At 72.6% G+C, this 21,239-nt stretch carries 17 protein-coding genes; 6 read left to right on the forward strand and 11 right to left on the reverse strand.

Annotated elements, in window-relative coordinates; all coding sequences use genetic code 11:
* Positions 1-124 precede the first annotated feature (124 nt).
* A complete protein-coding gene (locus OG310_RS15745; RefSeq protein WP_329456515.1) occupies positions 125-2,023 on the reverse strand; it encodes a DoxX family protein in 1,899 nt (632 codons plus the stop codon).
* 324 nt (positions 2,024-2,347) lie between these two features.
* On the opposite strand from OG310_RS15745, the gene OG310_RS15750 reads away from it, so the two are divergent.
* The 3 genes from OG310_RS15750 (at position 2,348) to OG310_RS15760 (ending at position 6,603) form a co-directional block, all read left to right on the forward strand.
* Entirely contained in the window at positions 2,348-3,187 is an 840-nt protein-coding gene (locus OG310_RS15750; protein WP_329456516.1) for a sulfotransferase family protein, read from the forward strand.
* A complete protein-coding gene (locus OG310_RS15755) occupies positions 3,181-4,935 on the forward strand; it encodes a glycosyltransferase family 2 protein (protein ID WP_329456517.1) in 1,755 nt (584 codons plus the stop codon). The genes OG310_RS15750 and OG310_RS15755 overlap by 7 nt, the downstream gene beginning before the upstream one ends.
* A gap of 507 nt (positions 4,936-5,442) precedes the next feature.
* Positions 5,443-6,603: a S1 family peptidase gene (locus OG310_RS15760; protein WP_329456518.1), complete on the forward strand. Its 1,161-nt coding sequence runs from the start codon at positions 5,443-5,445 to the stop codon at positions 6,601-6,603.
* A 194-nt stretch (positions 6,604-6,797) separates the two neighbouring features.
* Here OG310_RS15760 and OG310_RS15765 read toward each other — a convergent pair whose 3' ends face one another.
* The 4 genes from OG310_RS15765 to OG310_RS15780 form a co-directional block, all read right to left on the reverse strand.
* Complete coding sequence (locus tag OG310_RS15765; RefSeq protein ID WP_329456519.1) at positions 6,798-7,754, reverse strand: carbohydrate ABC transporter permease; 957 nt, start codon at positions 7,752-7,754, stop codon at positions 6,798-6,800.
* On the reverse strand, positions 7,751-8,977 hold the full coding sequence (locus OG310_RS15770; RefSeq protein ID WP_329456520.1) for a carbohydrate ABC transporter permease: 1,227 nt from the start codon (positions 8,975-8,977) through the stop codon (positions 7,751-7,753). The genes OG310_RS15765 and OG310_RS15770 overlap by 4 nt, the downstream gene beginning before the upstream one ends.
* A 37-nt stretch (positions 8,978-9,014) precedes the next feature.
* Positions 9,015-10,256, reverse strand: coding sequence for a sugar ABC transporter substrate-binding protein (locus OG310_RS15775; protein WP_329456521.1), 1,242 nt, complete (start codon positions 10,254-10,256; stop codon positions 9,015-9,017).
* A 324-nt stretch (positions 10,257-10,580) separates the two neighbouring features.
* Positions 10,581-11,597, reverse strand: coding sequence for a LacI family DNA-binding transcriptional regulator (locus OG310_RS15780; protein WP_329456522.1), 1,017 nt, complete (start codon positions 11,595-11,597; stop codon positions 10,581-10,583).
* Positions 11,598-11,877: 280 nt separating this feature from the next.
* Here OG310_RS15780 and OG310_RS15785 point away from each other — a divergent pair, with 280 nt between their 5' ends.
* Positions 11,878-14,187, forward strand: coding sequence for a glycogen debranching N-terminal domain-containing protein (locus tag OG310_RS15785; RefSeq protein WP_329460202.1), 2,310 nt, complete (start codon positions 11,878-11,880; stop codon positions 14,185-14,187).
* A 104-nt stretch (positions 14,188-14,291) separates the two neighbouring features.
* On the forward strand, positions 14,292-15,260 hold the full coding sequence (locus OG310_RS15790; RefSeq protein WP_329456523.1) for an acetylxylan esterase: 969 nt from the start codon (positions 14,292-14,294) through the stop codon (positions 15,258-15,260).
* Positions 15,261-15,315: 55 nt separating this feature from the next.
* On the opposite strand, the gene OG310_RS15795 is transcribed toward OG310_RS15790, so the two are convergent.
* From OG310_RS15795 to OG310_RS15815, 5 genes are all read right to left on the reverse strand, one after another.
* Complete coding sequence (locus OG310_RS15795; RefSeq protein ID WP_329456524.1) at positions 15,316-15,504, reverse strand: DUF397 domain-containing protein; 189 nt, start codon at positions 15,502-15,504, stop codon at positions 15,316-15,318.
* A gap of 13 nt (positions 15,505-15,517) precedes the next feature.
* Complete coding sequence (locus tag OG310_RS15800; protein ID WP_329456525.1) at positions 15,518-16,369, reverse strand: helix-turn-helix domain-containing protein; 852 nt, start codon at positions 16,367-16,369, stop codon at positions 15,518-15,520.
* A gap of 770 nt (positions 16,370-17,139) precedes the next feature.
* Positions 17,140-18,165, reverse strand: a complete 1,026-nt coding sequence (locus OG310_RS15805) for a permease prefix domain 1-containing protein (protein ID WP_329456526.1) — start codon at positions 18,163-18,165, stop codon at positions 17,140-17,142.
* Entirely contained in the window at positions 18,162-18,515 is a 354-nt protein-coding gene (locus OG310_RS15810) for a PadR family transcriptional regulator (protein ID WP_329456527.1), read from the reverse strand. The genes OG310_RS15805 and OG310_RS15810 overlap by 4 nt, the downstream gene beginning before the upstream one ends.
* Positions 18,516-18,754: 239 nt before the next feature.
* Positions 18,755-19,486: a hypothetical protein gene (locus OG310_RS15815; protein WP_329456528.1), complete on the reverse strand. Its 732-nt coding sequence runs from the start codon at positions 19,484-19,486 to the stop codon at positions 18,755-18,757.
* A 161-nt stretch (positions 19,487-19,647) separates the two neighbouring features.
* On the opposite strand from OG310_RS15815, the gene OG310_RS15820 reads away from it, so the two are divergent.
* On the forward strand, positions 19,648-19,848 hold the full coding sequence (locus OG310_RS15820) for a hypothetical protein (RefSeq protein ID WP_329456529.1): 201 nt from the start codon (positions 19,648-19,650) through the stop codon (positions 19,846-19,848).
* A gap of 289 nt (positions 19,849-20,137) precedes the next feature.
* Here OG310_RS15820 and rlmB read toward each other — a convergent pair whose 3' ends face one another.
* The gene (gene rlmB / locus OG310_RS15825; protein WP_329456530.1) at positions 20,138-21,091 is read right to left on the reverse strand and encodes a 23S rRNA (guanosine(2251)-2'-O)-methyltransferase RlmB; all 954 of its coding nucleotides are present in this window, start codon (positions 21,089-21,091) and stop codon (positions 20,138-20,140) included.
* Between the last annotated feature and the right edge of the window lie 148 nt (positions 21,092-21,239).

Here is a 21,239-nt window from a genome sequence, read left to right on the forward strand (position 1 = left end):
TCCCCTCGCGCGACCCACCGCCGACAACGGCGAAGGGGCGTCGGGGCGGCCACCGGTGGCTGCTCCGACGCCCCTCCGGCGTCATGCGGCCGCCCGGTCGGGCGGCCGTCCTTCCGTCCGCCCGTCAGCCGAGCAGGCCCCCGATCGGGTTTCCGCCGCCGGACGAGCCACCCGACGAGTCCCCGCCCTCACCGCTGCCGGAGGACGCCGGGCCACCGCTCGACGACGAACCGGCGCTCGCCGACCCGCTCGTGGACGGTGCGACGTTCTGGCCGCCGACTTCCGCCGGCGCCTGCTGCCGCGTCGCGCCGGACGTGGCCTGCGAGCCGCCGGTGCTGCGGCTGTGCGTGGGCGCGCCGCCCCGCGTGGCACCGACCCCGACCCCGCCGCCGGTCTCGGCGGTGGCGCCCGGCGTGCCGGGGGCGGACCGGCTGCCGGCGGACGGGCCCCCCGAGTGGCCCGCGGACGGTGCGTCGCTGGGCGCGGCGCCCTTGCCGTGCCCGGCCGCGCCGGGGGTTCCCGAGGCGCTGGCGCGGCTGGCGGAGTTCTGCGGCATCGGCTCGCCGGGGAGCTGGTTCACCGGGGCGTGGTTGGGCCCGGGGACGGTGACGACGCCGGACGAGCGGACCGCGCCGCCGAGGACGGAGCCCACCAGCAGGGTCGCGCCGATGACCACGCTCGCCACGACCGTGCCCCGCCGCAGTACGTAGCGGCGCAGGTCCAGCAGGCTGGAGCGCGGCCCGAGCCTGCGCCACGCGTCGCCGGCGAGCTTGCCGTCGACCGAGTAGACGGGCGCCCCGGCGATGATCAGCGGGGACCAGGCGGCCAGGTAGATGATGTCGGGCGCGTCGTACGCCGGGACGCTCTTCCAGCTGACCGTGACCAGCAGGGCCGCCGACAGCAGCGCGCCGAGTGAGGCGGCGACGCGCTGCCACAGGCCGAGCGCCGTCAGCACCCCGGCCACGATCTGGAGGAACGCGACGCTCAGGCCCGCGCCGACCGGGTGGGAGAGCGCGAAGTCGCGCAGCGGTTCGGCGAGCGCCCAGGGGTGCAGGGAGGTCAGCCACTTGACCATCGAGCCGCGCTCGCCGCCGTCGAAGTACACGGGGTCGCACAGCTTGCCCATGCCGGCGTAGATCGAGATGAGACCGAGGAAGACGCGCAGCGGGAGCAGGACGACGCCGAGGTTCATCCGGCGGCCGGGGAAGTACGCGTGGCGCACCGCCGCCTCACCGGCTCCGGTGCGTACCCGTGCGCGGGAGCCGGTGTCGGTGAGCTCGTCGTCGGGCGTGAGGTCGTACGCGTCGTCGCGGTCGTAGGCGCCTTCACCGTCGTACGCGTCGTCGCGGTCGTACGCGCGCTCGCGGTCGTAGGCATCGTCGCGCCCGTACGGGTCGCCGTCGCCGCCTCCGCCGCTGTGGGTGTCGTAGGCGCCGGTGGCCTGCCGCATGGGCGGCAGCAGCGGTCCGTCGGTGCCGCGGCGGCGGCCGGTGCCGCCGCCGCCGACCACGGGGGCCTGCACGGTGCTGTCGCCGTCGACCTGCACGCGCGGGATGACCTGCGTGGCGCCCGCGTCGTACGAGCGGGTGTCGTAGCCGCCGGTGTCGTACGCGGGCGGGCCGTCGTAGCCGCCGCCCGCGACCGGAGCGGCCGCCGGCCGGGGAACGGTCCGCGCGCCGGAGTTGCGGACGGCCTGAAGCAGGCCGCTCGCTCCGGGATCGCCCGGCTGCGACTTGCCGCTCCATACGACGGGCGCTCTGCGGCGCGCCGGTCCGCCGGTGCCTGCCGCGCCTCCTCCCGCGCGGACCGCGGGGATGCGCGCGGTCTCGGCGACGCCCGCCCCGACCGGTGCGCCGTGCGGCGCGGCTGCGCGGCGCGGAGCCGGACGGCTGGGCGTCGCGAGCTTCACGCGGAAGCTCGCGTGGTTCACGATGACCTGCGCGGGATCGCTGTCCACCTTGAGCATGCTCAGGGGCGGCTGGTCGTCGAACCCGGACCGGGGCGTTCTGGTGTCCACACTCATCTAACCGAGTGACTTGTGTTTAGGACACTGCCTTGACAAGCGGCAAATGTCCGAGACCCGTCAAGATCATCCCCGATCCGGGGGTCCGGCCCGTCCAGGACCCCCGGACACAGCGCCCGCACAGCGACGATGAACGCGGCGGATCGGTTGCCTGTGCGTGCCGGCTCTCACGCGATTTTCACATCCCGGGCAGGCGGCCGTGAGGCCGCTCTCAGAAAGGACGCCTAGAAATCCCTTGAGGCGGAAGGACGTTCGGACCGTGCCGGAAGGCGCCGTACCGGCGACGCTCCCCCGTGAAATCGTTTCGAGAAGGATGTGCGCGCCATGCCTGCCAGCCGTACCGGAATGCGGGCCGTCGCCCGCAAGGCCCGCCGGACCCTCGGGCGGGTCAGAGCGCGGGCGGCGGGCCGGCCGGTGCCGGCGGCCCCGGCGCCCAAGGGGCAGCGGCTCGTACCGTCGCCCGTGTTCGTGCTGTCGTCCGTGCGCTCCGGTTCGACGCTGCTGCGGGTGATCCTCAACAGCCACCCCCAGATCCGCGCACCGCACGAGATGCATCTGCGGACACTGGAGGTCCGGCAGAGCAAGGACTACACCGAGAAGGCCATGAAGCAGCTCGGCCTCGACGGCTCGGAGCTCGAACACCTGCTGTGGGACCGGGTGCTGCACCGCGAGCTGGCGCACAGCGGCAAGGAGCAGATCGTCGACAAGACCCCCGGCAACGCGCTGATCTGGCCCCGACTGCACGAGGCCTGGCCCGACGCCCGCTACATGTTCCTGCTCCGCCACCCGGCGTCGATGGTCAGTTCGCTGATGAACGGACGGCCCGACCGCAAGCCGGCGCAGACCATCGCCGAGGTGAAGCGCTACGTGGACGCGGTGGACGAGGCCCGGGACAAGCTGCCCGGCCTCACGGTCCGCTACGAGGAACTGACCGCGCGGCCCGCCGACATCACCCGCGAGATCTGCGCGTTTCTCGGCGTGGAATGGAACCCGGGCATGCTGGAGTACGGAAAACAGGAGCACGGCCCGTTCCAGGCGTTCATCGGCGACTGGAGCGACAACATCAAATCGGGCAGGATCCAGAGGGCGCGTGAACTGCCCCGGCCCGACGAGGTGCCGGATTCCTTGAGGGAGGTCACGCGCCGCTGGGGATACGAATGCTGAGCTGTACGAACGACCCGACCCGGACCGGGACCGGCGCCGCGAGCGCGGACCCGTCGGACACCGCGATCGCCGGCCCGTCCGCCGCCACGAACCCGCCCTCCTCCACAGCGAACGCCGCCGATCCCGCCGGCCGCGCCCGGCCGGCCACGGCCCCGGGGGCCGGCGGCGGGGCGGACCAGGCCGGCGGAACCAGCCCGTCCGCCGCCTCGCGGGCGTCCGACCACGGGGACGACGCGCCCACCGCGGTGAAGGTCTCCGTGGTGGTCCCGGTCTACAACCCGGGGTCCGCGATCGACGAGCTCATCGCGTCGCTGCTGCGCCAGACGATGCCCGCGGGCGAGTGGGAGGCCCTGTTCGTCGACGACGGTTCGACGGACGGCTCGGCGGCCCGCCTCGACGCGCTGGCCGCCGAGCACCCCGGCTGCGTCCGGGTCGAGCACATCCCCAACTCCGGCTGGCCGTCCCGGCCCCGCAACATCGGCATCGGCATGGCGCGCGGCGAGTACGTGCAGTTCGCCGACCACGACGACTGGCTCGGTGACGAGGCGCTCCAGCGCCTGTACGCGTACGCGAAGGAGAACGGCGCCGACGTCGTCGTCGGGAAGATGGCGGGCCGCGGCCGGAGCGTGCCGCGCGAACTCTTCCGCCGCAACCGCCCCGACGCGAGGCTGGAGAAGGACCCGCTGATCGACAGCCTCACCCCGCACAAGATGTTCCGGCGCCGGTTCCTGCTCGACGAGGGCCTGTTGTTCCCCGAGGGCAAACGGCGCCTTGAAGACCATGTGTTCGTGACGGCCGCCTACTTCGCGGCCACCCGGATCTCCGTCCTGTCGGACTACGTGTGCTACATCCACGTGGCCCTCACGGACTCCTCGAACGCGGGGTTCAGGCGCTTCGACCCCGCGGGCTACTTCGGGAACCTGCGCGAGGCCCTCGACATCGTCGACGCGCACACCCGGCCGGGGGCGTTCCGCGACCGCCTCCACCGGCGCTGGCTCCGCGTGGAGATGCTCGGCCGGCTCACCGCGCCACGTCACCTGGCCGCGCCGGAGGACTGGCGCCGTTCGTTCTTCCACGAGGTGCGGGCGGTCGTGCTGGAGCGCTTCGCGCCGGGCGTCGCGGCCGGGCTGGCCGCGCCGCAGCGCGCCCTGGTGGCCCTGGTGGAGGCGGACCGCTTCGACGCCGTACGGGACCTCGCCCTGTGGGAGTCGGGGGTCCGCGCGAAGGCCACGGCGCGCGCCACCGGCGCGGCGGAGATCACGGTGGAGGGCGAACTGACCGCGCCGGGCGGTGCGCCGCTGACGTTTCGCACGGTGGACGGCAAGGACGTACTCGTCCCCCCGGTTGCCGACCTCCCCACGGCGGCACTGGATGTCACCGACCGGGTGAAGTCGGCCCGGATGGACGTCGTGGCGCGGCGGCGCGGGGGCGGCGGCGAGGAGTTCTTCGTCCCCGGCGAGACGACGCTGACCCGCGTACCGACCCCGGACGGCGGCTTCCGCCTGCGCCAGCGCACCGTCGGGAAGCTGGCCGCGGACACTCTCAACTCGGGGCGCAACGCGGGCCGCTGGGAGTTGAAGGCGCGCATCGTCTGCTGTGGCTGGCAGTTGGACACGGAACTCCCGGTGTCCCTGACCATCACGAGCGACGGCGCCCCGCCCGTGCTCAAGAAGGGGACGGCCACGCCGTTCATGGCCCGCCTCAAGCGCCGTGCCCGCCGCCTGACGGGCAGCACCGGCGGCCACTGACCCGTGGCCGCCCCCGGCGCGCGGTGGCTCGCCCCGTCGGGCGGCGCTCGCCCCGTCGGGCGGCGGGGCGACCGCCCGACGGGCTTACCGGCGAACGGAGTTCGGCCGCACCGGGCGCCCGGCCCGGTGGGCCCCGGCCCGGTGGGCCCCGCCGCGGTGGGCCGGGCGGCACCCGGCCCACCCCGGCGTTCCGCCCGCGCGGTCCCTCCGGGCGGCACGCCGGGCCGCCAACGGGCCTGCGCTCCCTGCCTCCCGGGCCCCCGTTCCCCGCCCGCCGGGGGGCGGCCTTCGCCCGACCGTCACTGGAGCCGCCACCGGGGCCGTCACCGGCGCGAGGCCCCGCGCCGGAGCGTGAGAGCGCTCCCTCCCGGCGCGTGAGAGCGCTCCCCGCGCTCTGGACCGGATCCTGTTCCTTGGCTACGCTCCCGCTCAAGTCGCCGTCGAGGGACGGCACTTGGGCACCAGTTGTTCCACCCCCACAGTCCGGAACACAGGAGGGCCACCCCCATGGCACGCTCAGCACTGATACGTACGGGCCTCACCACGCTTCTGCTCGCGGGCACCTGGGCCGCCGCGGGAGCCGTGCCGGCCGCCGAGGCCTCGCCCACCGCGGGCACGGCCGCCACCCGGGCCCCGGCCTCCGCCGGCCTGCTCTCCGCGATGCAGAAGGACCTCGGCCTGACGAAGAGCCAGGCCACGGCGCGGATGGCCGCCGACAAGCGGGCCGCGGCGATCGACAGGAAGGCGCGCGGCGCGGCGGGATCCTCGTACGGCGGCTCCTGGATCACCGGGACGAGCGGCGCCCTCACCGTCGCCGTCACCAGCGAGAAGAAGGCCGCCGCCGTCCGCGCGACGGGCGCGGGCGTCCGGCTCGTCCAGCACAGCGCGCGGCAGCTCGACGCGGTCAAGGGCCGCATCGACAAGCTGTCCGCGCCGGCCGGGGTCAGCAGTTGGCAGGTCGACCCGAAGACCAACCGGGTCGTCGTGGACGTCGTCGCCTCGCAGAAGAATGACAACGATGTCCGGGCCTTCGTCTCGCGCGCCCTCGCGGCCGGTCCCGTCACCGTCGAGGACGTCGCAGCGAAGCCCAGCACGAAGGCCGCGGGCACGGTCGGCGGCGACCCCTGGTACACGGGCAACGTCCGCTGCTCCATCGGCTTCTCGGTGAACGGCGGGTTCGTCACCGCCGGTCACTGCGGGCAGCCCGGCGGCTCGGTGAGCGGCTGGGACGGCTCGTACATCGGCAACATCCAGGGCTCGACCTTCCCCGGGAACGACTACGCCTGGGTGAACGTCGGCAGCGGCTGGTGGACGGTGCCGGTGGTCCTCGGCTGGGGCACCGTCTCCGACCAGTTGGTCCGCGGCTCCGCCGAGGCGCCGGTCGGGGCCGCCATCTGCCGGTCCGGCTCCACCTCGCACTGGCACTGCGGCAACGTCCAGGCCACCAACGTGACCGTCAACTACGCCCAGGGCGCGGTCTACTCGATGACCCAGACGAGCGTCTGCGTCGAGGCAGGCGACTCGGGAGGCTCCTACATCAGCGGTGACCAGGCGCAGGGCATCACCTCGGGCGGCTCGGGCGACTGCACCAGCGGAGGAGAGTCCTTCTTCCAGCCGATCAACCCGATCCTGAGCCACTACGGCCTGACCCTCCAGACGTCCGCCTGACGCCGGCAGGCGCGCGGCCTTCCCACCGGCCGGGGTTCACCCCCGGTCGGCGGGACACCGCGCGGCACCGGGTGCCGACCGGGCCGGGCCGAGCCACCGCGCACCGGGCACCGCCCACGGCAGGGCGCGCCCTTCACCACCCGTGGCGGGCGCCCCCGTCAGGTGGGGCGCCCGCCGGTCTCATGGGGAGCCCGTCACTGCTTGACGGCGCCCGAGTTGGCGCTGCGCACGAAGTGCCGCTGGAAGAAGAAGAACAGCGCGGCGACCGGGATGGTGGACAGCAGCGCGGCGGTCAGCTTGAGCGGGTACTGCGTACCGGCGCTCAGGCTGCCGGACACGAGGTGGGCCAGGCCCGTGGTGAGCGTCTCGTACTGCGGGGACTGCGTCGCCACGAGGAAGTGGGTGAACTCGTTCCACGAACCCTGGAACGACAGGATCGTCAGGGTGATGAGCGCGGGCCGTGCCATCGGCAGGACCACCGACCAGAACGTACGGAACACACTCGCGCCGTCGATCTTCGCGGCCTCCTCCACCTCCTTCGGGATGGACAGGAAGAACTGCCGCATGATGAACACGCCCGCGGCGTCGACCAGCAGAGGAATGATCATGCCCGCGTAGGTGTCGAAGATCCCCAGTTCGTTCAGGACCAGGAACTTCGGGATCAGCAGCACCACGCCGGGCACCGACATCACCACCAGCACGCCCTGGAAGAGCACCGTGCGGCCGCGGAAGTCGAGGCGGGCGAGGGCATAGCCCGCCAGCGAGTCGAAGAAGACCCGTCCCGCCGTGATGAACACCGTGACCAGCACCGAGTTGGCGAGCCAGCGCGTGAAGGGCACCGCGTCCGCGTCCGCTCCCCCGAGGCCGAAGAGGCGGCGGTAGGAGTCGAGCGAGAACGGGTCCGGCAGCAGCGACAGCGGGTGCGCCGCCGCGTCCGGGTCGGTCTTGAGCGAGGTGACGATCTGGATGACGAACGGCAGCAGGTACAGGAGGGCGACACCGGCGAGCAGCAGGTACAGGACCGTCCGCAGGAACGGGTCACCGAGGCGCCGGCTCTTGCGCCTGCCCTGCCCGGCCGCCGGGGGACGCGTCCCTTGGCTCATCCGGTCCGTCCCGCCGCGCGTGGCGGCCGTCGTGCTCGGCGCGTTCATGAACTCCTCCGGCGCGGGAACAGGCCCCGGGCGCGGGGGCGCCGGGCGGTGGACCCGCCGTCGCGGTACCGCTCGCGCAGCAGCAGGCGCTGGATCAGGGTCATCACCAGGATGATCGCCAGCAGGATGAAGGCGATGGCCGCCGCGCGCCCGTAGTCGGCGTCCTGGAATCCGGCGGTGTACGACAGGTAGGCGGGGGTGAGGGTGGTGTTGGCCGGAGCGCCCTGGCTCATCACGTACACCGCGTCGAAGACCTGCCAGGTGCCGATGAGGCCGAGCGTCGTCACCAGGAAGACGACGGGCCTGATCGCGGGCAGGGTGACGTTGCGGAAGGACTGCCACCGGTTCGCCCCGTCGAGCAGGGCGGCCTCCTCCAGTTCCACGGGCACGTCCTGGAGCGCGGCGAGGAACATCAGCATGTACGTGCCGGATGTCGTCCACACCGCCAGCACGATGAGCGTGCACATCGCGATGGACGGGCCCGAGAGCCAGTCCCACCACGACAGTCCGAGGAAACCGTGGGTGGCGAGCGCGGGCACCGGCTTGTCGGGGTCGACGACGCCGAGGAGGCCCAGCACACTCCACACCAGCCCGTGGGCGTCCGTGAACCACTTGGGTCCCGTGATGCCGACCCATTTCAGCAGCGCGTTGACGGCGCCGCTGCCCTGGAACAGGAAGAGGAACACGGTCGAGATGGCGATGGAGCTGGTGACCGAGGGGAAGTAGAAGACGGTTCTGAAGAAACCTTTTCCCTTCACCCGGCGGTGGTGGACGGCCAGGGCCAGGCCCAGCGAGAGCACCGTCTGCAGCGGCACCACCAGGATCACGTAGTACAGGTTGTTGCGGATCGACGTCATGAACAACTGCCGGTCCTGCCCTGGCCCCGTCAGCAGATCGGCGTAGTTGCGCACGCCGACGAAGTCCGCCGCCCCGCTGAACGGGTTGGACTGGCCGTCCCACTTCAGCAGGCTCACCCACGCGGCCATCCCGATCGGCAGCAGCAGGAACAGCCCGAGGACGACCACCATCGGCGTGGTGAACAGCCACCCCCACCGGCCCTGGTGGTCCCTGACGGCCGTTCCCCGGCGCCCCGGGCCCCCGCGGCCCCGGCGGCTGCCGGGGCCCTCGCCCGCGCCGGGGCCCGGCGCGGCGGTGGTGCCACCCCGCGCGGGGACCGCGGCCGGGAACGCGACGGCGCCGTCGCCGCTGCCGTACCGAGTCATCTCTCGCCTCCCTGTGCTCTCGCTCGCTCCGCCCCCGTCAGCCGCCGTTCTTGAGTACCTGGTCACCATTGGTCTGCAGGTCGGAGAGGATCTTCTTCGGGTCGGACGAGGAGAGTTGCGACAGGTCCGAGTCGAACTGCGCGAGCACCTTGGTGAACCCGGGGACCGTCACGGGCCCCTGCGCGTACGCGGTGCCGTCCGCGAACGCGGCGCTGCCCGGGTGCTGCTTGCGGAACGCGGCGACCGCGCTGTCCCGCGAGGGCAGCACACCGATGGAGTTCGAGAAGGACAGCTGCTGGTCCACCGTGGTCAGCGACTTGACCAGGGAGACGGCCGCCGCGTGGTGCGCGCTCTTGTTGGCTATGCCCCAGCAGGTGCTGAAGGACAGCGTGCCCTTGCCCGCGGGCCCCTGCGGCAGCGGCACGACCTGGTAGCCGACATGCGGGTAGTCCGAGCTCATCGCACCGGTCAGCCAGTTGCCCTCGATGGTCATCGCGGCCTTCTGCGTACCGAGCGCCTCGCCGCCCCAGCCCGTGTCGACCTGCTTGGGGAACTTCAGGGCGCCCTCGGTCAGCATCTTCTTGACGAAGGTGAGCGCCGTGACGTTCGCCGGGCTGTCCGCGGTGACCGCGCTCTGGCCGGCGTTGGTGATCCAGCCACCCGACTGCCGCAGGAAGGCGCCCAGCTCGTTGTACGAGGAGTCCACGACCAGGCCGGTGACCTTCTTCGTCGTGAGCTTCTTGGCGACCTTCTCCAGGTCGTCCCAGCTCTTGGGGTAGTCGGCCGGCGTCAGGCCCGCCTTCTTCCACAGGGCGGTGTTCACGGCGAGCGCCAGGGTGGAGCTGTCCTTGGGCGCACAGGTGAACTTCTTGTCGTACGTGAAGGCCGTACGCAGGGAGCTGGAGAAGTCGTCCTTGTCCGGGAGCTGGTCGCCGTAAGCGTAAAGGGACTTGCCCTTCGCGTAGTTGGCGAAGACGCCCGACCCGACGTAGAAGACGTCCGGCGGCTTGCCGCCCGCGAGCGCCTGCCCGAGCTGCTGGTCGAGGTTCTGCGCGGCGATGACCTTGACCGTGTTGCCGGTCTTGCGGCCCCAGGCCGCGGTGGCCTTCTTCACGGCGTTCGTCTCGTTGTCACCGGACGAGCCGATCATGACGGTCAGGCTCTGCTTGCCACCGCCGTCCTGGCTCTCGCTGGTGTTGCTGCCGAATCCCGACGAGCATCCGGCGAGGAGGAGTGCCCCACCTGCGGCTGCTGCCGTGGCGGCTCTGCGAAGTGTCATCGTGTCTCTCCAGGCGTGCTGGGCCGGCCGTCCCGGGGATCGGACGGCTGAGCTGCGGGTACGTGCGGTGGTGACGGGCATCTTGGGGGACGGGGGCTCGGGGGCGGTTCTCCGGGGCGCCCCGCGGACGGATGTGCCGGTGGGCATCGGCGCGTCCGTCGCGGTGTGCGGGGGAAGGGTCGTCGCGGTGTGTGGGGAAGGTTCTCGCGGGGTGTGCCGGGCGGGCCGTCGCGGTGTGTTCCGTGACGGCCCGCCCGCACGCGGTGGATCGGGTGTGCCGGTGTGTTGCTGTGCGGTCGGTCCGGTGGTGCGGGCGGACACGTGTCAGGGCAGTGCGGGCGGTGGCGCCGCCGAGCTCTCCCTTACGACGAGTTCAGGTGTCAGCAGTACGTGCTCCGATGCGGCGCCGGGTGCGCCGATGCGGTCGATGAGGAGCCGGATGCACGCCGTGCCGACCTCGCGCAGCGGCTGGCGCACACTGCTGAGGCCCGGGGCGAGCAGGGCGGCGGCGGGCGAGTCGTCGAAACCGACGACCGCCACGTCGTTGCCCGGACTCAGGTCGTTGTCCCGCAGCGCCCGGTAGCAGCCGAGCGCCAGGGTGTCGCTCGCCGCGACGACGGCGGTGGCCCGGGCCAGTACCGGCCCCACGGCCTCGCGCGCGGCGTCCACTTCGTTCACCGACGCCACCCTGAGGTCACGCGTCGGCAGGGCGTGCGCGCGCATCGCCTCCCGCCAGCCACGCGCACGGTCGTCACCGACGCCGGAGCCACGCGGCCAGCCGAGGAACGCGATGCGCCGGTGGCCCGCGGCGACCAGGTGGTCGACGGCCGCCGCCGTACCGTGCGCACCGTCCACGTCGACCCAGTCGCCGTTGTCGCGGGCCGACCAGGATCTGCCGAACGCCACGAAGGGGACGTCGCGCTTGAGCAGCCAGGCGGGCCGTTTGTCGCCCCGGTCGGTGTTGCTGAGGACGAACGCGTCGACGGAGTGCTCTCGCAGCAACTCGTCGTAGCGCTCGGCCTCACCGTCCGGTGTGCTGGACGCTGCGAACAGCAGGATGCGGTAGCCCGCCTTGTCCGCCGAGTCCGACAGGGCGTGCAGGAAGTCGTCGTGCACCGGGGTGGAGACCCCGGCGGGGCTCTGCTGCACGGCGTACCCGATCAGCCTGCTCGACCGGGTGCGCAGCGACCGTGCCGCCTGGTGGGGGCGGTAATCGAGTTCGCTGATCGCCTCGTTGACCCGGGCCAGCGTGCGGGGCGCCAGCAGGTCCGGCGAGTTGAGTGCGTTGGAGACCGTCTGGACGGACACACCCGCACGCTGAGCGACCAGCGCCAGGGTCACGGGTCTCTTCCTGTGCCCGCCCGCTGGGGTCGTCCGTGCCACCGAGGGCCTCCGTCGTCCATGCGCGGACCACTCGAAATGCGGCGCCGCGGCTTCGATGGATCGATAAAACTCTCTTTCGTGCCTGGTTGACAAGAGCTAGGGTGAATTTGATCGATCCAAAGATGGATCTGCAGATGGTCTCCATGACGGCCGCACAGCGGTTCTCCCCGTGCCACACGGGGCGCGGCCCGGTCCGGAACCGTCTCCCACCAGCCAAGAGAGGCGTCGCCCAGTGAACATGGCTGTCCAGGGGCACTCCCCGAGGGACCCCTCCCCCACGGACGTCGTCACGGAGGGCCTGCAGCCCTTCCTGCACGACACGTGCACCACGCTCTACGCCCCGAGCCTCGCGCTCTCCCGCCCCGACGGGGACATGGCGGAGGGCGCGGACGGCTTCTTCCACGGTGACCGCAGAGCGCTCTCCACCCTCCGGGTCGTCGTCGAGGGCGTTCCCCTGGCGCCGGTGGGCAGGACCCTGCTCGCGGCGGACAGGACCGCCTTCCGCTCGATCCTGCGCGGCGTCGGCGAGCACACGGCGGACCCCGCCGTGACGCTGCGCCGGGTCCGGTCGGTGACGCCCGGCGCGCTGCGCGAGGAACTGGAGATCGTCAACGCGGGGGTGCGGCACCTGAGTCTGACCCTCGCGCTGCACGCCGGCACCGACCTCGCGTCGATGGGCGACGTGAAGGCGGGCCGGGGGCGCCCCTGCCTGGAAGCCCGCGCCGAGGGCGGCGGCCTGCTGTGGGAGACCGAGGGTGTGACGGTCGCGCTGACGGCGGTACCGGTGGCCGGGGCGCGGGAGACGGACTCCGCGCCGGAGACCGCGCCCACAACGGACCTCATAGGCGGAGGGGTTGGCGCGGGTTCAGTCCGGGCGGCGGGCGGCGCGGCGGCGGTTCGGGACGAGGCCGCCGCGAGGACGACGCGGGTGGAGGCGCTGCCGGACGCGGTACGGGTGGCCGCCGAGCCGGACGCGGTACGGGTGGCGGCCGCCGAGGGCGTCCTGCGGCACACCGTGGACCTTCCGCCGGGCGGCACCTGGCGAGCGGCGTTCTCGTGCGTCGTGACGGAGACCGAGGGGGACGGCTTCGCGGCCGTGGCGCCCGGGGCCGTCAGCTGGTCGCGCACCGAACTGCGCAGCGCCGACCGCAGGTTCGACCGGCTTCTCACCCGCTCGCTCGGTGACCTGGAGCGGCTGCTGCTGTCGGACGGCGAGCACCCGGACGACCGGTTCCTCGCCGCCGGTTCCCCGTGGTTCCTCACCCTGTTCGGGCGCGACGCGCTGTGGGCCGCGCGGATGCTGCTGCCGCTCGGCACGGACCTCGCGGCGGGCACCCTGCGCGTTCTGGCCCGCCGGCAGGGCCGGCGCGTCGACCCGGAGACCGAGGAGCAGCCGGGCAAGATCCTGCACGAGGTGCGCCGCGAGACCGTCGGCGGCTCCCTGCTGCCCCCCGTGTACTACGGGACGGTCGACGCGACACCGCTGTGGGTGATCCTGCTGCACGACGCGTGGCGCTGGGGCCTCGACCCGCAGGAGGTGCGCGCGCTGCTGCCGCACGCCGAAGCGGCCCTGGAATGGCTCGCGTCGTACGGCGACGCGGACGGCGACGGACTGCTCGAATACATCGACACGACCGGCCGTGGCCTGGCCAACCAGGGCTGGAAGGATTCCGGCGACTCCATCCGCTGGCAGGACGGCCGGCTCGCGCGGGCACCCATAGCCCTGTGCGAGGTCCAGGCGTACGGGTACGAGGCCGCCGTCGCGGGCGCGCGCCTGCTGCGTGCCTTCGGCCGGCCGGGCGCCGAGCGCTGGGAGCAGTGGGCCGGCCGGCTGCGCGACCGCTTCCGGGAGAGCTTCTGGACCGAGGACGCGACGGGACGCTTCCCCGCGGTGGCGCTCGACGCGGACAAGCGCCCCGTCGACTCCGTCACGTCCGGCTTCGGACACCTCCTCGGCACGGGCCTGCTCGACGACGAGGAGAGCGCGCTGCTCGCGGCGCGCCTCGCGGGTCCCCGGCTGGACTCGGGCTTCGGCCTGCGCACGCTGAGCACGGACTCCGTGGGGTTCAACCCCTTCGGCTACCACATCGGATCGGTGTGGCCGCACGACACGGCGATCGCCGTCCACGGCCTGGTGCGCGCGGGCTTCCCCGAGGAGGCCGCGTCCCTGGCGCGGGGACTCGTCGCCGCGTCGGAGGTGTTCGAGGGCAGGCTCCCCGAACTGTTCGCGGGACACGGCACCGCCCACGACGGCGCCCCCGCGCCCTACCCCGCCGCGTGCCGCCCGCAGGCCTGGTCCGCGGCGTCGGCCGTCATGCTGCTCACGGCCGCGCTCGGACTCGACGTGGACGTACCGGCCGGCACGCTGCGCCTCGACGCGCGCGGGGCAGCCGGCGTGGGTCCGCTCGACCTGACCGGACTGCGGGTGGCGGGCGCACCGCTCGCCGTGCACGTCGACGCCTCGGGCCGGGTCCGGGTGGACGCCCCCGACGAGTTGACGGTGCACGGCGCGGACCGCTCAGGCCCGCACCCCGGCGCCACGTCCTGAGCCCCGGCCCCGGCGCTTGGGCTCCCGCACCCGCCCGGGGCTCACCTGCCCCTGCCCCGCACGCCCCACCGCCCCACGAGCACCGGAGAACGAGGACCCGCACCATGCCGCTGATGGACATGCCCCTCGACGAGCTGCGCCGCTACCGGCCCGAGCGCGAGGAGCCCGACGACTTCGACGCCTTCTGGTCCGCCACGCTCGCCGAGGCGCGCCGGCACGAGTGGCCCGCCACCTTCACGCCGTACGACGCCTGCCTCACCGAAGTGGACGTCCACGACGTGCGCTTCCCCGGGTTCGGCGGCGACCCGGTCGCCGGCTGGCTCCTGGTGCCCGCCTCGGCGCGCGGCCCGCTGCCGTGCGTCGTGGGCTTCCTCGGGTACGGCGGTGGCCGGGGCTTCCCGTACGAGTGGCTGACCTGGCCCGCCGCCGGCTACGCGCACCTGCTGATGGACACCAGGGGGCAGGGCGGTTCCCTCCAGCCGGGGGCGACGGGCGACCCGCACGGCAGCGCCGGCTCGTCCTCCCCCGGGATGGTGACCAGGGGTATCGAGAACCCCGCCGACTACTACTACCGCCGCGTCTTCACCGACGCGGTACGGGCGGTCGACGCCGCCCGCTCCCATCCGTCCGTGGACCCGGACCGGATCATCGTGTCGGGCGGCAGCCAGGGCGGCGGCATCGCACTGGCGGCGGCCGCCCTGGCCGACGGTGTCGTCGCCGCCCTCGTCAACCAGCCCTCACTGACCCACTACCGCCGCGCCCTCGACGTGGTGGAGGGCAACGCGTACCGGGAGATCTGGACGTACCTGCGCACCCACCGCGACGCCACGGAGCGCGTGTTCAGGACCCTGTCGTACTTCGACGGCGTCAACTTCGCCGCCCGCGCGAGCGCCCCGGCCCTGTTCGCGGTGGCACTGATGGACGACATCTGCCCGCCCTCGACCGTGTTCGCCGCGTACAACCACTGGAGCGGCCCGAAAGACATCACGGTGTGGCCGTGGAACCGCCATGAGGGCGGCGGCTACTTCCAGGACGTCGAACAGCTCAGGTTCCTGCGCTCGCTGCTGTCCTGACCGCGACTCCGAGGCCGTGCCCCGGCGGGCTCCGCCGGGGCACGGCCCGAACGGCTCAGACGAGATCGTCGAACTCGCCGTCCTTGACGCCTGCGAGGAACGCACGCAGCTTCACCCGGGACGTCCGCACCACCACGCCCGGATCATCGCTCTCACGCAGCAGTATCTCCCCGTCGATCTCGGCGAGTTCGACACATGCGCCCTGGTCCGCAGACTTGGACGACTTGCGCCACTTGATCTCCATGGTCCTCACGCCTTCACATCTCGGCTGCGATCTTTCGGATGAAGTCCCGCGAGCTCACCGTGTCGAGGGCTCGTTCCGCCGTACGCTCCACCACCGCGCGCCAGTTTGCGACCTGCGTTTCCGCCGTCACAAATCCCGCCCCGGTGGGGCTGTCTGCCTGAACGGTATCGAGCTGGGGGACGGGGCCACGCACGTACTGCATCGAGCTGGCAGCGTTGGGAAAACCTCCGGCGGCGAACGGAATGGCTCTGACCACGACGTTCTCGCGCTCGGATTCCCTCAGGAGGTGTCCGAGCTGCAGACGGGCAACCCGTGGGCCGCCGTAGAGCATCCGCAATGCGGCCTCGTGCACCAAGAAGGTGAACGTGGGCCGATTCGCTCCGTCCAGTACATCGCGTCGCCGCAACCGATGGGAGAGGCGCATCCGCATGGATTCCGGACTCATCGGCAGGGCCGCCTCCGCGAAGACGGCCCGTGCGTAGTCCTCGTGCTGGAGCAGGCCCGGCATGTGGGAGATCTGAACCGCGTCGATCGCCGCCGCATAGTGCTCCAGCTCGGCCAGATCCAGCAGGTCCACGGGGAGATGACCTCTGTACTCCTCCCACCAGCCGGTGAGCCGTTCCTCCGCCATCGCCGCAAGCGCGTCCAGGTACGGCCTGTCGCAGCACCCATAGTGGTCCGCCCACGCACGTACCCGTCCCGCGCTCACGCCGAACCGCCCCGACTCGGTGTTGCTCACGAGACTGCGCGCCACTCCCAGTTGTTCCGCGGCGTCGCTGTGGCTGAGGCCGGCGTGCTCACGGATCTTGCGCAGCTCGGCTCCCAGCCTGCGCTGACGTTCCGTTGGTGCCTTCCTCGGCGGCATGGTCTCTCCCTCGGCTCCTGGTCAGTTTGGCCCCCTCCATCGACGGAGATCCAAGATTCACAGTTTTTCTATCCGCGTATCAACTGGCAACAACCTCCGCTACAGTGCTTGCACAGAGCGACGCACCCACCACGAAGCGCAGCCGCACTGCCCGTCCCGCAAGGGCTCCGCAGTCACGGCCATGGCCACGCGGCGACGTGCGACGTGACGAGACACGACGCCGGGAGAGACCCCGTGAGCCCTGAGACAACCGCCTTCGCCCCTCAACTCGCCGTCACCGGCAGCCCGCCCCGGGCCCACGACGGGGACCTCTACCGCCTCGCCGTGCCCAACACCCTCTCCGCGGCCCGCCTCGCCCGCGATTTCGTCGGCGGGCTGCTCCGGGTCAGTGACCACGCCGGCGTGGCGGACGACGGACGCCTGTGCGTCACGGAGTTGGTCGCGAACGCGCACCGGCACACCCGTACACCGGTGATCCGCGTCGACGCGGTCGTGGGGTGCGGACGGACCACCGTGTACGTCACCGACGACCGGCCCCTGAGCCTGCCGGCGACGCGACCACGGAGCGATGACCGGGAACAGTGCGACGGGCGGGGGCTGTTGCTCCTCCAGCACTCGTCCATGCCTGGGGGGTCACCCTCTACAACGCAGGACACCACTGCGCCCGGATCGACCACAAGGCGGTCTGGTTCACGTTGGCGGGACGGTTGCGGCAAGCAACTGTGCAGGTCGTCGTGTGAAGGCCGGGGCGCTCCATCGGGGCGGACAGGTCAGCGGCTCTTGGGGTGGGCGCCCGGCACGCGACCGGCTTTCGCGGCGTACCGGCCCGTCTGCGGCGTCCCTGCTTCTCCGCGACCGTGCCACATGTCCGTCAGCCGGGCGACGGTGACCAGAGCCGCGAACCCGAGGCCCAGCCAGGAGACCCAACTGCCCTGCGTGGCGAACGCCCCCGTGCCGTGCGAGAGCGCGTGGTTGAGCACGCGCGCCTCCCAGAACAGCCAGGCGAGCGGGGCGGCGCCGGCGAGCGTGAGCACCGTGCCGAGAACGGCAGTCAACGAACTCCACCTTCCCAGACGGACGTTCACCCCCCGGAGCAGTACCGCGAGCACGGTGAGGAACAGGAAGAAAGGAACCCAGCCGTGCCACAACCCGGGGTCCACGACGGGAACAGGCTTACCGGACCCGTCCGTCACCGGTGAGACCCACCGCTCCGCCACGAGCAGCGCGATCACGAACGCGGACTTGGTCCCCGTACTGATCACGTCACCCCGCGCGGGCGCGCGACGCACCTCGGCCTGCGTCAGTCGGTCCGGTGTCCAGCCCCCGCCGCCGGCCGTGGATCCGCCCCGGCCGGCGACCGCCCGGTCCACGGCGCCGAACAGGACGGTCACGCCCACCGCCAGGTACATCGCCACGGTGAAGGTGGTACCGAGCGGCCGGAAGATCGTCACCCACACGTTCTCCCCGTGGGCCACGTCCACCAGTGCGAGCACGCCGTACACGATGGGCAGCACGCCCAGGCATACCCCTCGCAGCGCCCGGACGTACGCCGGGAAGCAGTCGGGGCCGATGAGCGCGACCTGACGGTGGGCGTAACGCGCCGCCAGCCGCGCGGGGTCGCCGAGTTCACGCAGCGCCGCGTACTCGGCGTCCTGAGGAGTCGCCCCGCGTTCCGTCCGGGCGTCGGTGTCGTCGCCGATCGCGGCGCGCAACTCCCGTTCGATGTCGGCCCGCTGCCGGTCGGGCACCTGTCGCATGACGGCGGCCACGTAGCGGTCGGTCAAGGTCGTGGTCACAGCTTCTCCCCCTTGGTCGGCTCCGGATCCAGCCGCGACAGGGCCACGTCCATCTCCTGCCACTCACGCCGCAGCGCCCGCGCCAGCTCGATCCCGTCGGCACTCGTCCGGTAGATCTTGCGGGGCCGGCTCTGGGTCGTGTCCCACTCGCTCGTCAGCAGCCCCTGCCCCTCAAGGCGCCGCAGCAGCGGATACAGGGTGTTGGCCGCGACCGGCACCCCCGCGCGTTCGAGCACGGCCAACAGCCCGTAGCCGTAGCCGGGTTCTCGCAGGGCGAGCAGGCTCGCCAGCACCACGGAGCCGCGCCGCAGCTCCTGCCGGTGCGTGTCGAGCATCTCGGATTCGTTCACGCGTCGCACGATACTGTGCGCCACACACCATTGTCCACGGCACACCCCATGGGCACCCGTGAAGGGCTACGGTCTCCGGCCCTGTTCGCTGCGGCCCAGCCGAACGGTCTTCACCCGCCGTCGGGGACGCGACCCGGTGAACACGGCGCGGAACGCGTAACGGACGCCTGATGAGGCTGACCACGCCGTCGGGGGGACTCCCCGGAAGGCCCCGGTGGCCCAGCGGTTGAGCGCCGCCGTCAGCGCTTGCCCGCGCCGATGGTCTCGCTCTCGCGCAGTACCGCCAGCGCGAAGGCGAGGCGTTTGTCCAGCCAGCCGTCCCGCTTCACGAAATACCAGCGCTCGCTCCCGGCGCCGCGCGGGAAGGTCAGCACCGCCTCCCCGTACTGTCCGTCCGGCTCCTCCCGCGCCCAGACCACTGGCTTGAGGCCCTTCTCGGACCCCGAGGTTTCGTCCGCCCCGAAGGACAACAGCGAGTCGACGGCCCCCTCGACGACATGGCCCACCCCGCGCCCCACGGCCGCCCCCATGCCGCCCTTGGCCCAGTTGCGGGGGGCCACGACAGCCGGGTGTCCCGGCTGTCGCATCCACCAGCCCCGCTGGGTGAGCCGCTTGGTGAGAGGGGTGCGCCGGACCGAGCCGATGTCCCGGCCGCCGCCGTCCGTCACGCGGTACCGGTCGGAGCCGTCCGGCAGCACCGTGCACAGCAACTGCCGGCCGCTCTCGTCCTCGAAGAGCCGGAAACCCGTTTTCGGGAGCGCTCCGGCCGGCTCCACGGGAACGATGTGGACGCCGGGCACCATGTACGTGTCGAGCCCGCGTCGCCCCATGAACCGGACCGCGTGCGCGCCCTCGCCCCGCTTCGACGCGCGGATCGTGTGCCGCAGCATCCTGCCCACGGTGAACTGGGTGATCTCATCCCAGTGCACCGCGTCGAAGGGCTCGTCCGGCCCGGCCCTGCCGAATCCCATCAACTCCCCCTCCGCCGACCGGATTCCCCTCCGGCAGCACGAGGATACGAGAGGGGCCGGACCGGCACGGGACGGTCTGCGACCCGACCGTCCGGGTGCGGGCGCGGGTGGCGGCGGGTGGCCGGTGCGGACGCGTGGCTGGGGGGAGGGATGATGCGGGGATGATGCGTCGTGTCCTGGGTTCCGGTCCGTCCCTGTCGCCGACGTCGCCTGCGGGTGACTCGGGCGAGCGGCTGCTGGCGGTGGAGCGGGCCCTGCCCGCGCCGGACGGTGTTCCCGTCCGGCAGGAACCCGAGCGCCCGTCACCGGCTCGCCCGGGGCGCCGGATGCTGGGCCGGGGCGGCGGGGACCCGCGCGCGTGAGCACGCCGGGCCGTCACCGGTTCCGACGGGCGTCGTGGTGAACTGACCTGCCGGCAGGGGGAGTTGCCCGGCGTCGCGTGCGCCGGGACGCCGAACCGCGCGAGTCTCCCCTCGGAAACCGCCTTCCGGCCGCTTCCGCCGCTTCCGGCCGCCTTCCGGCCCTGCGGGACGCAGGGTGCCGGTGTGTGCCGTGCGGTGATCGGACGTGCGGATCAGGGCCCCCGCCCGCGACGGACAGGCGCGAACGCGGACGCGCACGCCGGAATCGAAGCGAGAAGGGGGAAGCGGCTCAGGCTCGCCGACGCGCCGTTTCGTACAGCACGATGCCGGTCGCCACGCCCGCGTTGAGGGACTCCGCGCCGCCCGGCATGGGGATGCGCACGCGCAGGTCGCACGTCTCGCCGACCAGGCGGGAGAGGCCCTTGCCCTCGCTGCCCATCACGATGACGAGGGGGCCGTCGAGCGCCGCCACCTCCGAGATGTCCATGTCGGCGTCCGCCGCGAGGCCGACGACCGTGAGGCCCGCCTTCTTGTACGCCTCCAGCGTCCGGGTCAGGTTCGTGCAGCGCGCGACGGGGGTGCGCGCCGCCGTGCCCGCCGAGGACTTCCACGCGCCCGCGTTCATGCCGGCCGCGCGGCGTTCGGGGACGACCACGCCGTGACCGCCGAAAGCGGAGACGGAACGCACGATCGCGCCCAGGTTCCGCGGGTCGGTGACGCCGTCCAGTGCGACGATCAGCGGCTGTTCGCCCTCGTCGAGGGCGGCCGCCACGAGGTCGTCGGGATGCGCGTACTCGTACGCGGGGATCTGGAGGACCAGGCCCTGGTGGTTCAGGCCGCCCGTGATGCGGTCCAGCTCGGCCTTGGGCGCCTCCATGAGGTGGATGCCGCCCCGGTCGGACGCCAGCTTCAGCGCGTCACGCACACGGTCGTCGTTGTCGATGTGCTGCTGCAGGAGCAGCTGGGTCGCCGGCACACCGTCCCGCAGCGCCTCGAAGACCGGGTTGCGGCCGACGACCATGTCGGTCGAGCCCTTGCCGCCGCGGCGCGCCCGCTGGGGGCGGCCCGCCTGCTGCTTGGCCTTCGCGTTGGCGATGCGGTTCTTCACATGGCCCTTGCGGGCGGACGCGGGCGGCGTCGGGCCCTTGCCTTCGAGGCCGCGGCGCCGATTGCCGCCGCTGCCGACCTGCGCGCCCTTCTTGCCTGACACGCGTCGGTTCCTGGGCTGGCTGTTCCCGGCCATGGTGTGTGTGCCTACCTGATTCGTGGATGTGGTGGGTCGCGTGAGCGATGCACCGACGTGGTGCCCGTACCAGAGTACGGAACCTCACGGACTCGCGCCGAACCCCGTACGAATCCCCTGGCGGGGGCCCGTACGGGGCTCACGGTGA

The organism is Streptomyces sp. NBC_01497 (assembly GCF_036250695.1).
GTDB lineage: Bacteria > Actinomycetota > Actinomycetes > Streptomycetales > Streptomycetaceae > Streptomyces.